This is a genomic window from Dyella terrae (assembly GCF_004322705.1).
In the GTDB taxonomy this organism is placed as follows: domain Bacteria; phylum Pseudomonadota; class Gammaproteobacteria; order Xanthomonadales; family Rhodanobacteraceae; genus Dyella_D; species Dyella_D terrae.
On record NZ_SIZZ01000002.1, the window covers coordinates 747,084 to 760,705 of the forward strand.

Sequence of the window (13,622 nt, forward strand, 5' to 3'; positions counted from 1 at the left end):
AAAAGCCGGGCGATGCCCGGCTTTTCTGTCTGACTTAGTGATGTCCCGAGAACGGGATCATCTTCCTCAGCGTCGACGGGGCATGCGGCCACTTGTCGTCGGTGAGGTAGGGGTGGCTCGGGTAGTTCAGGGCCAGCACCTGGCGGGTCTGCTCGGCCAGCTTGGGCTGGTCCAGGGCGATGTAGCTGCGGGTGAGGATAGCCAGGGCGTCGCCGGTCTGCGGTGCCTGCTGGTAGTGCTCGATCACGTACTGGGCGCGGTTGGCCGAAGCGATATAGGCCTTGTTGCGCAGGTAGAATTCCGCCACGTTGATTTCGAACTGAGCCAGCACGTTGCGCAGGTAGATCATGCGCTGGCGGGCGTCAGTGGCGTAGGCGCTGTCCGGGAAACGGCGGGTCAGCTCCGAGAAATCGTCGAATGCCTGCAGGTTGAAGCCCTGGTCGCGACGGGTCTGGGCCTCGTTACGCTGAACGACGCGCTCGATAATGCCCGCCGTGCGGTCGAAATTGATCAGGCCGCGCAGGTAATAGGCATAATCCACATGTTTGTGGGTCGGATACGTCTTGATGAAGCGGTTGATGGTGGAATACGCATCATCCGGCTGGTTGTCCTTGTACTGCGAATAGGCCAGCTCCAGCTGGGCCTGTTCGTTGTAATCACCGGACGGGAAGCGTGCGATCAGGCGCTGGTAAGCCTTGGTGGCCGCCGAATAATCGGCCTTGGTCAGCGAGGTGTGCGCGTTGTCGTACAGCTTGTCCACCGGCATGGTGTCGATGTTGTCCTTCTTATGGCCGAACATCGAGCACGCGCTCATCGAGACGGTGACGGCCAGCACGAGAAGTACCTTGAAAGCCTGCAGCTTGGTTACGCGCATGAGAAAGGGTTCAGATGTTTGATCGAAAAGGGATGATAGCCCAAACCACCGCACTCTCGGGGAGGCCGGCATGACCGTCATCCGTCACGAGGCCGAAGTCCCCCTGTCAGCGGCGGGCTGGCGCTTCGACAGGGCTTTGGCCGATATGTTCCCGGACTACTCCCGGTCCCGCCTGGTGAGCTGGCTGAAGGCCGGCGCCATCACGCTGGACGGGGCCCCGGCGACGCCCCGCCAGATGGTGAAGGGTGGGGAGCATGTGCGCCTGGAGGCCGAGCTGGAGGTCGAAGTGACCACGGCGCCGGAAGATATTGCGCTGGATATCGTCCATGAGGACGAGTACCTGCTGGTCCTGAACAAGCCCGCCGGGCTGGTGGTGCACCCTGGCGCCGGCAATCCGGCCGGGACCCTCCTCAATGCGCTGCTGCATTACGACGCCCGGCTGGCTGAGCTGCCCCGTGGCGGCATCGTGCACCGCCTGGACAAGGACACCTCGGGCCTGATGGTGGTCGCCCGCAGCCTGGCAGCCCATACGGCGCTGGTCGACATGCTGTCGCGCCACGACGTCGAGCGACAGTACGAAGCGGTGATCCTGGGCACCATGGTGGCCGGCGGCACCGTCGATGCGGCCATCGGGCGCCACATGGGCGATCGCCTGCGCCAGGCCGTGCGCGACGAGGAGGACGGCAAGCACGCCGTCACCCACTACCGCATGCGCGAGCGCTTCCGGGCCCACAGCCTGATCCAGTGCAACCTGGAGACGGGGCGCACTCACCAGATTCGCGTCCACATGACCCATATCGGCCATCCCCTGGTCGGCGACCCGCTCTACGGCGGCGGCCTGCGACTGCCCAAGGGCGCCTCGCCCGAACTGGTCGCTGCGCTGCGCGGCTTCCGGCGCCAGGCCCTGCACGCCGAGCGGCTGGCCTTCGAGCACCCGATCACGCGAGAGCCGATGTCCTTCTCGGCGGCGCGCCCGGACGACCTGCAGGTGTTGATCGACGCCATGCGCGACGACGCCCGGGGCGCCGAACCCGACGACTGGCTGTGAGCGTGGGGGCGTCAACCCACTGGGTGCGGCCGGACTGGCCGGCACCCGCGTGGGTCCGGTCCGCGGTGAGTACTCGCCAGGGTCCGGGCGTGTCGCTGCCGCCCTACGATCGCTTCAACCTTGGCCTGCGCAATGGTGACGACCCGGTGGCTGCGCAGAGCAACCGCGCCGCGGCGATTCGCGATCTGGTCCTTCCCGGGGAACCCCGCTGGCTGCGCCAGGTCCATGGCGTGGACGTTGCGGTGGCGGGCCATGAGGTCTGGAGGGACGAGCCGCGTGCGGACGCATCCGTGACGCGTGACACCGGCCAGACCCTGGCCATCCTCACCGCCGATTGCCTGCCGGTGCTCTTCTGTTCCACTGAGTCGCATGAAATCGGCGCCGCCCATGCCGGCTGGCGCGGTCTGCAGGCGGGCGTGCTCGAAGCCACCGTCGCGCAGATGCGCACGCCGACGTCCGGCATCCTGGCGTGGCTGGGTCCGTGCATCGGACAGGCGTCCTACGAAGTAGGCGAGGAAGTCCGCGACGCCTTCGCTGGCCTCGATGCGGGCGCATCGGCGCACTTTCAGCCGACGCGACCCGGCCATTGGCTGTGCGATCTGGCCGGCCTGGCGCGCCGCCGCCTCCATCAGGCGGGCGTCACCGCTATCTACGGCGGGGGCTTCGACACATTCAGTGACCCGCGTTTCTACTCGTACCGGCAAGAAGGCCCGCAAAGCGGGCGGTTTGCTTCGTTCATCTGGATCGCTGCGGACTGACGTGCAAGGCTGGCGGGGACGCTGATCCTCGCGGGGCTATTCCATCAGCGCACCGAGAAAGGACTGTCGCCACGCGGTGACATCCTGCTTCTCCAGCGTATCCATCATGGCGCGCCAGCGTCGCTTGCGTTCGATCAGCGGCATGCTCAGCGCCTGCTCCAGGGCTTCGGCCACTTCCTCAGGATCAGCAGGATTGACCAGCAAGGCCTGGGGAAGCTCCTGCGCGGCGCCGGCAAAGCGCGATAGCACCAGCACGCCAGGATCTTTCGGGTCCTGGCTGGCGACGTACTCCTTTGCCACCAGGTTCATGCCATCGCGCAGCGGCGTCACCAGGCCGACGCGCGCCGTCCGGTAGTAACCGTCGAGCAGGCTGTGCGGGAAGGAATTATTGACGTAGCGGATCGGCACCCAATCGGGCGCGGCGTACATGCCATTGATATGGCCGGCGCGGCGTTCGAGTTCGCGCCGGATCTGACGGTATTCGGGCACGGTCGAGCGTGACGGCGGCGCAATCTGCAAGAAGGTCACCTTGCGATGCAGTTCGGGGACGCGTTCGAGCAGCATCGCGTACGCGTCGAATCGCTCCGGTAGTCCCTTCGAATAGTCCAGGCGATCGACGCCGATGATCATGGCGCGACCTTCGAGGCTGTGGTGGAGGCTGTCGATCTCCTCCAGGTTCATTGCCTCAGCAGCGTCGTGCGCGACTTTCTGGGTATCGATCCCGATGGCAAACGCACCCGCCTTGAAGCGGCGACCATCTGACGTGCGCAGGCGATGGCCGCGCTGCATCGTCGCACCGAGATCGTTGACGAAATAGTCCTCCAGTGCGCGCAGGTCGCGTGCCGTATGGACGCCGACCAGGTCGTAACTGGCCAGCGTTTCCAGCAGCTCGCGGTGACGCGGCAGGGTGATCAGGAGGCCTGCCGCGGGCAGCGGCGTGTGCAGGAAGAAGCCGATGCGATTACGCACGCCGCGTTGGCGCAACATGGCGGCCAGCGGGATCAGGTGATAGTCGTTCACCCAGATCAGATCGTCAGGTGCGATCAGTTCGGCAACGCGATCGGCGAACAGGCTGTTGACCCGCAGATAGCCGTCGAGGTGCCGTCGGTTGTAGTCGACGAGGTCGGGGCGATAGTGCAGCAGTGGCCACAAGGTGCGGTTCGCGTAGCCGTCGTAAAAATCGTCGTGGTCGCGCCGTGACAGGTCGATCGTGGCGTATTCCACGTTCCCATCGCGCAGTGTGTGCACTTTTCCCGCGGTTTGCGCCGCGATCTTGCCGGACCAGCCGAACCATAAGCCGCCGCGTTCCTGCAGGGCGTCGCGCATGGCCGACGCCAGTCCGCCGGTGGCGGTTTGTTGCGGCAGCGCCACGCGGTTGGAAACAACGATCAAGCGACCCTTGTGAGCGGGTTCCATCTCACTCACATCGCGTCCTCCCAGCGGCGCGACAAGCGCATGGCGGTCTGGATCAGCCCCACCAGCGAATAGGTCTGCGGAAAGTTGCCCCAGTGCTCGCCCGTGGCCGGCGCGATGTCCTCGGACAACAAGCCCAGTGGATTGCGCTGGCTGAGCATGTTCTCGAACATCAAGCGTGCCTGCTTGCGACGACCGATGGCGGCCAGCGCTTCGATGTACCAGAAGGTGCAGATATTGAAGCTGGTTTCCGGCGCACCGAAGTCGTCCGGTGCGATATAGCGGAACAGGTAGTTGCCACGGCCAAGTTCATGGCCAATCGCGTCGACCGTCGCGATGAATCGCGGATCCCTGGGCTTGATGAAACCGATGTCAGCCAGCAGCAGCAGGCTGGCGTCGAGGTGCTCGCCATCGTAAGCATCGACGAAGTAGCCAAGTTTCTCGTTCCACGCGCGCTTGATGATGCGCCCATGCAGCTGCACGGCTTCGTTGTGCCAGTAGCGCGCGCGATCGCGAAGACCCAGTTGCGTGGCGATATGCGCCAGGCGATCACATGCCGCCCAGCACATGGCGGCGGAATAGGTGTGCACGGCCGCGCGGCCGCGAAACTCCCACAAGCCGGCATCCGGTTGCTCGGCCGTGATCAGGGCCATGCGGCCCATGCGTTCCAGTCGCTGGAACGTGCGTTCATCGCCCGGGTGGGCAAGTCGCTGGTCAAAGAACAACTGCGCGGAGGCCAGCACGACCGAGCCGTAGACATCGTTCTGACGCTGGCGCCAGGCATCGTTGCCGATGCGCACCGGGCCCATGCCGCGATAGCCCTTGAGGGATTCCGCGTGTCGTTCGAGCAGTTCACGCTCGAAGGTGATGCCGAACACCGGGCCGACTTCGTGATCGTCCTCGCCGGAGACAATGTTGAACACGTAGCGGATGTATTCCTCCATGCTGCGTGTCGCGCCCAGGCGGTTGAGTGCGCGCACGGTGAGCGCGGCATCGCGGATCCAGCAGTAGCGGTAATCCCAGTTGCGCTGCGAGCCGGGTGCCTCGGGAATGGATGTGGTGAGCGCGGCAACGATGGCGCCGGTGGCTTCGTACTGGCACAGCTTGAGCGTGATGGCGGCCCGAATCACCGCGTCCTGCCACTCATACGGCACCGAGAGATAGCGAACCCATTCGCGCCAGTACTCGAGCGTGTGTTCGAGCGTGCCGTGGATGAAATCGGCCGGGCTGGTGGTAAGCGTTTCGTCCGGGCCGAAGACAAAGTGCGCCTGGCGGTCGAGGTGAAACCAAAGACCTCGTTCGATCAGGGGAGACGCGACATCACTGGTCAGTCGCTGGATAACGTCGGACAGCAGGTAGCGGATATGGTTGCTGCCAGCACTGGTTTCGGGGGCGCGCGCGCCGTAGTCGCACAGGGGGCGCAGTCGAACGCGGATGCGCGGGTTGCCGTTGAGGGGGCGCACGCGACGGGCGATCATCACCGGGTGGTAGAAGCGTCCGCGCGCGCGATGGCGCGGTGCGAAATCGACAATCTCGATGCCGCTGTCCTGGGCATCGTAGATGCGCGTCACCAGCACGGCGGTGTTGGTGATGTATTCCTGCTCGGCGCGCACGGCGCCTTCCAGTTCGAAGCTCCAGTCACCGCCTTCACGTTGTGGTGAGAGCAAGGCGCAGAAGCTTGCGTCGCTGTCAAAGCGGGGCAGGCAGGACCACACGATGCGGCCCCAGCCGTCGATCAGGGCGGCAACACTGCCGTTGCCGATGACACCCAGCGCCAGGCTGGCCTGGGTATCAGGCGTTTCCTCCGGAAGGGTAGGCATGAGGATGGGCTCCTTGCTTGATCACGTTCAGTACGCGGGACAGCCAGGCATGCACAGCGTCAGTGCCTGGCAACGTGTATTGGGCGAGGCTCGGTTCGCGCGACCCCACGCGAACGCTGAGGCCGTTTTCAAGGTTGGTGGCGGCAAAGCCGTATTCGTCCGTGAGGTCGTCGCCGAGGTAAACAGGTACGCGTCCGGCGAACGGCTCGCTCGCCATCAGCTCGGCCACGGCCTTGCCCTTGTCCATGCCCTCGGGCTTCAGCTCAACGACGAGATTGCCGGCCTGCATTTCATAACCATGCAATTGTGGCAACGCGGTTTCCACCGCATGACGCACCGATTCGAAGTGCTCGGGCGCGGTGCGACTGTGAATCGCAACGGCGAGCTCCTTGTTTTCGATCAGCGTGCCGGGGTGCGCGCGCGAGATGGTTTCGGCCGTGTGCAGCGCGAGCGAGCGGCGACTGCCGCTGACGCGCGTCTCACGCATCTCGCCGTTGGCGTGGCGCAGCTGCAGGCCATGCAAACCGGCCATCGCCCACGGCGGCGCGCCAAACAGGCGATCCAGGTCGACCAGGCCCCGTCCGCTGACCAGCGCCAGCGCACCATCGAGTGTGGCGTAAAGATCGGCGAGCAAGACACGCAGGCGATCAGAGACCACGACCTCTTCGGGACGGTCGGCAAACGGCAGCAACGTGCCGTCAACGTCGAGGAACAGGGCCCAACGATCGCCGGGCGCCGGCAGTGGCGGGGCGGGAAGCATGGGCGGAACGGACATCTCGGGGATAAAGGACAGCAAAGACATTCGACGAAGCCTAACAGCCCCAATGTGAAGGGGGCCTTTGACGCGATGCCTGCAATGGCCCGGGTGAGAATCATGTATGGACGACATCACGGCGCTCTTGATGAGCTTGAATCGCAGCCTAACGTCCGCATCTCGCGGAGCAGTGGTGGCCTTGCCGCCAACATTCATTGAATCTGCGGGGAGAAACCAATGCGGATGGACAAACTGACTTCTCGGTTCCAGCAGGCACTGGCCGACGCCCAGTCCCTGGCTGTGGGACGCGACAACAACATGCTCGAGCCGGCGCACGTCATGGCTGCGCTGCTCGATCAGCAGGGTGGTTCGACCGGCCCTTTGCTTACCCAGGCCCAGGTCAATGTGCCGGCCTTGCGCCAGCGCGTCGGCGAAATCCTTGAGCGGCTTCCGCGCGTATCCGGACAGGAAGGCAATATCCATCTGGGCAACGAGCTTTCGCGCCTGCTCAACCTCACCGACAAGCTGGCGCAGCAGCGAGGCGACCAGTTCATCGCCAGCGAGTTGTTCCTGCTTGCCGCGCTCGAAGACAAAGGCGAAGTCGGCACGGCGCTCAAGGCGGCCGGTGCCACCAAGGCCAACATCGAAGCGGCCATCGAAAAGCTGCGCGGTGGCGAAAAAGTCCAGAGCGAAAACGCCGAGGAGCAGCGCCAGGCGCTCGAAAAATACTGTGTCGATCTCACGTCGCGCGCCGAAAGCGGCAAGCTCGATCCGGTCATTGGTCGCGACGAAGAGATTCGCCGCACCATCCAGGTCCTGCAACGCCGCACCAAGAACAACCCGGTGCTGATCGGCGAGCCTGGCGTGGGCAAGACCGCCATCGTCGAGGGACTCGCGCAGCGCATCGTCAAGGGCGAAGTGCCTGAAGGCCTGCGTGATCGTCGCGTGCTGGCCCTGGACATGGGCGCACTGATCGCGGGTGCCAAGTTCCGTGGCGAGTTCGAAGAGCGCCTCAAAGGCGTGCTGAACGACCTGGCCAAGCAGGAAGGTCGCGTCATTCTCTTCATCGACGAACTGCACACCATGGTCGGCGCAGGCAAGGCCGACGGCGCGATGGACGCAGGCAACATGCTCAAGCCGGCGCTTGCGCGTGGCGAACTGCATTGCATTGGCGCTACGACGCTCGACGAGTATCGCAAGTACATCGAGAAGGACGCCGCGCTGGAGCGCCGCTTCCAGAAGGTGTTTGTGGGCGAGCCGAGCGTCGAGGACACCATCGCCATCCTTCGCGGCCTGAAGGAGCGCTATGCGGTGCATCACGGCGTGGAAATCACTGACCCGGCGATCGTGGCCGCGGCCACGCTCTCCAACCGCTACATCACCGATCGCCAGCTGCCGGACAAGGCCATCGACTTGATGGACGAGGCGGCGAGCCGTCTGCGCATGGAAATCGATTCCAAGCCGGAGGAACTCGATCGCCTGGAGCGTCGCCTGATCCAGCTGAAGATCCAGCGCGAGATGCTCAAGAAGGAAACGGACGAGGCGTCGAAAAAGCGCCTGGCCGATCTCGAAACGGATATCGAAAAGCTCGAGCGCGAATTCTCTGACCTCAATGAAATCTGGAAGTCGGAAAAGGCCGCGTTGCAGGGTGCCGCCAAGATCAAGGAGCAGATCGAAGCCGCGCGCGTCGATCTCGACGCCGCCCAGCGTCGCCAGGACTACGCGAAGATGAGCGAGATCCAGTACGGTCGCCTGCCGGAACTGGAAAAGCAGCTCGCTGCCGCGCAGGCCGCCGAGAAGCAGGAATTCAAGCTCGTGCAGGACCGCGTGACCGACGAGGAGATCGCCGAAGTCGTTTCGCGCTGGACGGGCATTCCCGTCAACAAGATGCTCGAAGGCGAGCGCGACAAACTGCTGCACATGGAAGACGCGCTGCACCACCGCGTGGTGGGCCAGGACGAAGCGGTGCGCGCGGTATCCGACGCCATTCGTCGTGCCCGCGCCGGCTTGTCCGATCCCAATCGACCCTACGGTTCCTTCCTGTTCCTTGGTCCCACCGGCGTGGGCAAGACGGAACTGTGCAAGGCGCTGGCCGAATTCCTGTTCGACACGCAGGACGCGATGGTGCGCATCGACATGAGTGAGTTCATGGAGAAGCACTCCGTGAGCCGCCTGATCGGTGCGCCCCCGGGCTATGTCGGCTACGAAGAGGGCGGTTACCTGACCGAGGCCGTGCGTCGTCGTCCGTACAGCGTGATCCTGCTCGATGAGGTCGAAAAGGCCCATCCGGATGTGTTCAACATCCTGCTGCAAGTGCTCGACGACGGTCGCCTGACGGACGGCCAGGGTCGCACGGTGGACTTCCGCAATACCGTCATCGTGATGACGTCCAACCTGGGTTCTCAGTTGATCCAGGAGATGGAATCGGACGATGCGGACGAGGCGTATACGAAGATGAAGGCTGCGGTGCTCGGGGTGGTGCAGGCCCACTTCCGGCCGGAGTTCATCAATCGTCTCGACGAACTGGTGGTCTTCCGTCCGCTGGAGAAGAAACAGATCCGCGCGATTGCGAAGATCCAGCTGGCGTATCTGGAGAAGCGACTGGCCGAGCGCGATCTGCATCTGGAGATCAACGACAAGGCGCTCGATCTTCTGGGCAATGTCGGCTTCGATCCCGTGTATGGTGCGCGTCCGCTTAAGCGCGCGATCCAGCAACAACTGGAGAACCCTCTGGCGCGGGAAATCCTCGAAGGGCGCTTCGCCCCGGGGGCAACCATCGTTGTCGATGCGGCGCAGGGCAAGCTGACCTTCGGCGCGTAGCCGTACCTCAAAGGGTCACATGAGAAGCCAGGGCTATCCATGCCCTGGCTTTTTTTGTTTACGTGCGGCCGATCACTAAGACATTTCCTTATTTCACACCCTCTGCACTAAGATGCCCCCACCTGAGGTGACCGCTGGCCAGGCCAGTGGTTGAAACGGGAATCCGGTACGGCGCAAGCCAAGTCCGGAGCTGCCCCCGCAACGGTAGGCGAGTAAACGATCAGCGAATACCACTGTGCTTAGGCATGGGAAGGTGCTGATTCGAGGCAACCAGCCTCGCTCGCGAGCCCGGAGACCGGCCTCGAGGTAAGACCAGACTTGCGGTGGGCAAGGTCATGGGCGGCGCGCGCTCCATGGCCGTGCCTCTCTGCGATCACTCCTTCCGCCTGTCCTTATCCATGCCATCCGCGCGGGCAGGCGCGGCCAAGGAGTTGTTGTGTCATTGCGAGTTTCTTTTCTGCGTCGGTCCGTGCTGGCCTGCGCACTTATTGCTGTGTTTCCTTCCGCCTATGCCGCTGATAGCGGCGACGCCAACGACCTGAAGGGCGTGGTCGTCACGGCGACCCGTACCGATCAGACCGAAGCGAGCACGCTGGCATCGGTGACGGTCATTGACCGCGCGCAGATCGAACGTCTGCAGGCGCAGTCCGTGCAGGACCTGCTGCGCGGCACGCCGGGCATGTCGATCGCCAACAATGGCGGCCCGGGCAAGTCGACGTCGCTGTTCCTTCGCGGCACCGAATCGGACCATGTGCTGGTGCTCGTGGATGGCGTGAAGATTGGCTCGGTGACGAGCGGTGGCGCGTCGATCCAGGACATCCCGGTCGAGCAGATCGAGCGCATTGAAATCGTGCGCGGTCCGTTCTCCAGCTTGTATGGCTCCGAAGCCATCGGTGGCGTCATCCAGATCTTCACCCGTCGCCCGCAAGGCCCGTTCGAGCCGAGCCTGTACTTTGGCTTCGGCAGCAACCGCACCATCAACGGCGGTGCCGGTGTGGGCGGCAAGGTCGGCAACGGCTGGTACCAGGTGCAGCTGTCGCATGACGGCACCGATGGCATCAATGCCTGCCGCGGCAAGCCGTCGCCGGGCGGCGCGGGCTGCTTTGTCTACCAGCCGGATCGCGATGGTTTCCGCAACAACTCAGCGTCGATCAAGGGCGGCTACGAGTTCAGCAAGCAGTGGGAAGCCGACGCACAGTGGCTGCGTACGGATGGCTATAACCGCTATGACGGATCAACGTCCAATGCCGCCAAAGTTGTGGAACAGGTCGTGGGCGCGAGCCTGCGCTACCGCCCGACGGACTGGGCCAAGTTCACGCTCAACGCAGGCCAGAGCGCTGATCTGAGCGACAACTACTACAACGCGAAGTACCAGAGCACGTTCAACACGCACCGCGACGTTGGCACGCTGCAGGCCGATCTTGGCCTTGGTGGTGGTCTGTGGACGTTCGGCTTCGACTGGCAGCGTGACCGCGTCGACGGCAACACGGCGTACGCCCGCGATCAGCGTCTCAATCGCGGTGTGTTCGGCCAGTGGCAGCAGACGTTCGGTACGCAATCGCTGCAGGCCAGTGTGCGACGCGACGACAACGAACAATTCGGCGGCAAGACCACCGGCAGTCTGCTGTGGGGCTGGGATTTCACTGACAGCCTGCGCCTGACCGCAAGCGCCGGTTCGGCGTACAAAGCGCCTACTTTCAACGAGCTGTACTACCCGGGTTACGGCAACGCCAACCTCAATCCCGAGACTTCGCGCAGCTACGAGCTGGGTCTGCGCGGCATGCATGGCTGGGGTCACTGGTCGTTGAATGCGTTCGAAACGCACGTCGACAATCTGATCGCCTATGACTCGTCCATCGGACTGCCGGGCAACGTCGAGCACGCGCGCATTCAGGGCGCCGAGGCCGTCATCGGCACCGAGCTGGCTGGCTGGAACATCAACGGCACGGCGACGTGGCTGGATCCGCGCAACGAAAGTCGCGGGGCCAATCATGGCAACTACCTGGCTCGCCGTGCACCGCGCAGCGCGCGCGTGGACGTCGATCGCAGCTTCGGTGTTTTCGGCATCGGCGGCAGCGTCTACGCCGCCAGTCATCGTTACGACGACGTCGCCAACAAGAAGCAGCTGGGTGGTTACGGCCTCACCGACCTTCGTGTGAGCTGGGCCTTCGATCGCGACTGGCGCCTGCAGCTCAGCGGCAGCAACGTCTTCAACAAGCACTACGAGACCGCGGCTTACTACAACCAGCTCGGCCGCACGTACATGTTGAGCGTGCGTTACGCACCGACACACTGATTCCATCGCCATAAAGGGGTACGCCGATGAAACTCACCGAACATCGTTCCATCTTGTTGTGGGTCGTACTGACCGCCGTGATGATCGCCACGCGCTTCCATCACTTCGGCACCGCACTGAACCTGCCGGATGCGTCCATGGCAGTGTTTTTCCTCGGCGGCCTCGGCCTGCGCCGTCACCTGGGCTTTGCCTGGTTCATGGTGCTGGCGGTGGTGCTGGACTGGATCTCGGTATCGCTTGCCGGCGTCAGCGATTTCTGCGTGACGCCGGCATACTCGTTCCTGCTGCTGGCCTATGCCGTGCTCTGGTATGCCGGTCGCGCCTATGCCGGGCTGCTCAAGCCGACAGTGGCGTCGGTTGCCGGTGCGTTGGGCGTGGGTCTGGTTGCCGCGAGCGTGTCCTTCGCCATATCCAACGGCTCGTTCTACTGGCTGGGCGGTCGCTATCCGGACCCGCATTTCACCGAGTACGTGTCGCGCCTGTGGAAGTGGGGTCCGCTGTTCGTCCGCACGACGATGACCTATCTCGCCGTGGCGCTGATCGGTTACGGCCTGGTGGCGCGCTGGTTTGCGAATCGCGAACAGACGGAAGGAGCGCGTCGATGAATACTTCTGCCACCATGGACACGCTGCCCCTGCGCGGTTTTCGAGCCTCGATGATCGCCGCGTGCGTCCTGGCGCTGCTGATGATCCTCACGCGCGGCCAGCACTTCGCGTCGGTCAATGCGTTGCCCAGCGCCTCGTGGGCGGTGTTCTTCCTGGCCGGTGCACTGGTTCGCACGCGGTGGCTGTTCGTGTTCCTGTTTGCGCTGGCCTCAATGCTGGATCTCGGCAGCCTCGCCGCCGGCACGATTACCGACTGGTGCCTTAGCCCGGCGTACTGGGTGCTGGTGCCTGCGTATGGCACGCTGTGGTTCGCCGGGCGTCTCTATGGTCGCAAGCATGTCTTCCGTTGGAGCACCGTGCCGCGTCTCGCGATCACTCTGGTCGTGGCTGCTTTTGCGACCTATCTGATCTCCGGCGGCGGTTACTATGCGTTCTCCGGTCATTACGAGCCGACGTTCATGGGCTTCCTCCCGCGCATCGCGCATTACTACCCGCGCTCTCTGGGCACGATGTCTGGCTATGTGGCCGTGGGCTTTCTGGTGCTGTCGGTCGTGCGTGTCCTGGCCCCGCGTCTCTCGGCCGCCCCTTCGCGAGTCCACTCATGAACGAACGTCGCGACGCCCGTGAAGCGATGACGCCCGAAGAGCGTCATCGCGAGCGCATGCAGCGCAAGAAGGAGCTCATCGATCGCAAGATCGCGCGGGCCACCATCGAGCGCGGCGTGCTGGTGGTGAACACCGGCAACGGCAAGGGGAAGAGCTCCTCGGGCTTTGGCATGCTGGCGCGATCGCTGGGCCATGGATTTCGCTGTGGCGTCGTGCAGTTCATCAAAGGCAGCTTCTCGACGGGTGAAGAGGCCTTCTTCCGGCGCTTCGGTGAAGACCTCGACTACCACGTGATGGGCGAGGGCTTTACCTGGGAGACGCAGGACAAGGCGCGCGACATCGCAGCTGCCGAGGCCGCCTGGAAAGTGGCGGCGGACATGCTCGCCGATGCTTCGTATGATTTTGTCTTGCTCGATGAACTGAACATCGCGCTGGTCAAGCAGTACATCGACCTGGATGCGGTGCTTACGGCATTGGCGTCGCGTCCACCTGAGCAACATGTGGTGATCACAGGGCGCGGCGCGCCGGATCGTCTGGTCGAGGTGGCGGACACCGTGACGGAAATGCGCGTGGTCAAGCATGCGTTTCAGGCGGGCATCAAGGCGCAGCGAGGCATCGAACTGTGACCG

The 13,622-nt window shown here is 63.9% G+C and carries 11 protein-coding genes and 1 riboswitch; of the genes, 7 read left to right on the plus strand and 4 right to left on the minus strand.

The genetic code is table 11. The features are described from left to right. Positions 1–34: 34 nt before the first annotated feature. Positions 35–874 carry an outer membrane protein assembly factor BamD gene (locus tag EYV96_RS14155; RefSeq protein ID WP_131152181.1) on the minus strand — a complete coding sequence of 280 codons (840 nt, stop codon included), beginning with the start codon at positions 872–874 and terminating at the stop codon, positions 35–37. 70 nt (positions 875–944) lie between these two features. Here EYV96_RS14155 and rluD point away from each other — a divergent pair, with 70 nt between their 5' ends. Further along, positions 945–1,922 (plus strand): 23S rRNA pseudouridine(1911/1915/1917) synthase RluD, encoded by a 978-nt coding sequence (gene rluD, locus EYV96_RS14160; protein WP_131152182.1) that lies wholly within the window; start codon positions 945–947, stop codon positions 1,920–1,922. Between the two features lie 65 nt (positions 1,923–1,987). Beyond that, positions 1,988–2,680 carry a peptidoglycan editing factor PgeF gene (gene pgeF / locus EYV96_RS14165; RefSeq protein WP_240732563.1) on the plus strand — a complete coding sequence of 231 codons (693 nt, stop codon included), beginning with the start codon at positions 1,988–1,990 and terminating at the stop codon, positions 2,678–2,680. A gap of 36 nt (positions 2,681–2,716) precedes the next feature. Here pgeF and otsA read toward each other — a convergent pair whose 3' ends face one another. The 3 genes from otsA to otsB are packed head-to-tail and all read right to left on the minus strand — an operon-like array spanning position 2,717 to position 6,715. Continuing rightward, positions 2,717–4,096 carry an alpha,alpha-trehalose-phosphate synthase (UDP-forming) gene (otsA, locus tag EYV96_RS14170; protein ID WP_131152474.1) on the minus strand — a complete coding sequence of 460 codons (1,380 nt, stop codon included), beginning with the start codon at positions 4,094–4,096 and terminating at the stop codon, positions 2,717–2,719. Positions 4,097–4,101: 5 nt separating this feature from the next. After that, entirely contained in the window at positions 4,102–5,913 is a 1,812-nt protein-coding gene (locus tag EYV96_RS14175; protein ID WP_131152184.1) for a glycoside hydrolase family 15 protein, read from the minus strand. Continuing rightward, the gene (gene otsB, locus EYV96_RS14180) at positions 5,885–6,715 is read right to left on the minus strand and encodes a trehalose-phosphatase (RefSeq protein ID WP_165488686.1); all 831 of its coding nucleotides are present in this window, start codon (positions 6,713–6,715) and stop codon (positions 5,885–5,887) included. Before otsB ends, EYV96_RS14175 begins: the two co-directional genes overlap by 29 nt. 189 nt (positions 6,716–6,904) lie before the next feature. Between otsB and clpB the strand changes: the two genes are divergently transcribed. From clpB to cobO, 5 genes are all read left to right on the plus strand, one after another. After that, positions 6,905–9,487 (plus strand): ATP-dependent chaperone ClpB, encoded by a 2,583-nt coding sequence (gene clpB / locus EYV96_RS14185; RefSeq protein ID WP_205746169.1) that lies wholly within the window; start codon positions 6,905–6,907, stop codon positions 9,485–9,487. Between the two features lie 108 nt (positions 9,488–9,595). Beyond that, positions 9,596–9,805, plus strand: a riboswitch (cobalamin riboswitch). A gap of 118 nt (positions 9,806–9,923) precedes the next feature. Next, entirely contained in the window at positions 9,924–11,783 is a 1,860-nt protein-coding gene (btuB, locus tag EYV96_RS14190; RefSeq protein ID WP_131152187.1) for a TonB-dependent vitamin B12 receptor, read from the plus strand. Positions 11,784–11,809: 26 nt separating this feature from the next. Next, a complete protein-coding gene (locus EYV96_RS14195) occupies positions 11,810–12,388 on the plus strand; it encodes a hypothetical protein (protein WP_131152188.1) in 579 nt (192 codons plus the stop codon). Next, positions 12,385–12,993 carry a hypothetical protein gene (locus EYV96_RS14200; RefSeq protein WP_240732565.1) on the plus strand — a complete coding sequence of 203 codons (609 nt, stop codon included), beginning with the start codon at positions 12,385–12,387 and terminating at the stop codon, positions 12,991–12,993. The genes EYV96_RS14195 and EYV96_RS14200 overlap by 4 nt, the downstream gene beginning before the upstream one ends. A gap of 26 nt (positions 12,994–13,019) precedes the next feature. Beyond that, complete coding sequence (gene cobO, locus EYV96_RS14205; protein ID WP_131152476.1) at positions 13,020–13,619, plus strand: cob(I)yrinic acid a,c-diamide adenosyltransferase; 600 nt, start codon at positions 13,020–13,022, stop codon at positions 13,617–13,619. Positions 13,620–13,622 lie beyond the last annotated feature (3 nt).

What these genes read in the sequence shown, in the direction of transcription:
- rluD (WP_131152182.1), top strand. Translation starts at nt 945, where the DNA reads ATGACCGTCATCCGTCACGAGGCCGAAGTCCCCCTGTCAGCGGCGGGC.
- EYV96_RS14200 (WP_240732565.1), top strand. Translation starts at nt 12,385, where the DNA reads ATGAATACTTCTGCCACCATGGACACGCTGCCCCTGCGCGGTTTTCGA.
- EYV96_RS14175 (WP_131152184.1), bottom strand. Translation starts at nt 5,913, where the DNA reads ATGCCTACCCTTCCGGAGGAAACGCCTGATACCCAGGCCAGCCTGGCG.
- otsA (WP_131152474.1), bottom strand. Translation starts at nt 4,096, where the DNA reads ATGGAACCCGCTCACAAGGGTCGCTTGATCGTTGTTTCCAACCGCGTG.
- EYV96_RS14195 (WP_131152188.1), top strand. Translation starts at nt 11,810, where the DNA reads ATGAAACTCACCGAACATCGTTCCATCTTGTTGTGGGTCGTACTGACC.
- EYV96_RS14155 (WP_131152181.1), bottom strand. Translation starts at nt 874, where the DNA reads ATGCGCGTAACCAAGCTGCAGGCTTTCAAGGTACTTCTCGTGCTGGCC.
- clpB (WP_205746169.1), top strand. Translation starts at nt 6,905, where the DNA reads ATGCGGATGGACAAACTGACTTCTCGGTTCCAGCAGGCACTGGCCGAC.
- cobO (WP_131152476.1), top strand. Translation starts at nt 13,020, where the DNA reads ATGACGCCCGAAGAGCGTCATCGCGAGCGCATGCAGCGCAAGAAGGAG.
- otsB (WP_165488686.1), bottom strand. Translation starts at nt 6,715, where the DNA reads ATGTCTTTGCTGTCCTTTATCCCCGAGATGTCCGTTCCGCCCATGCTT.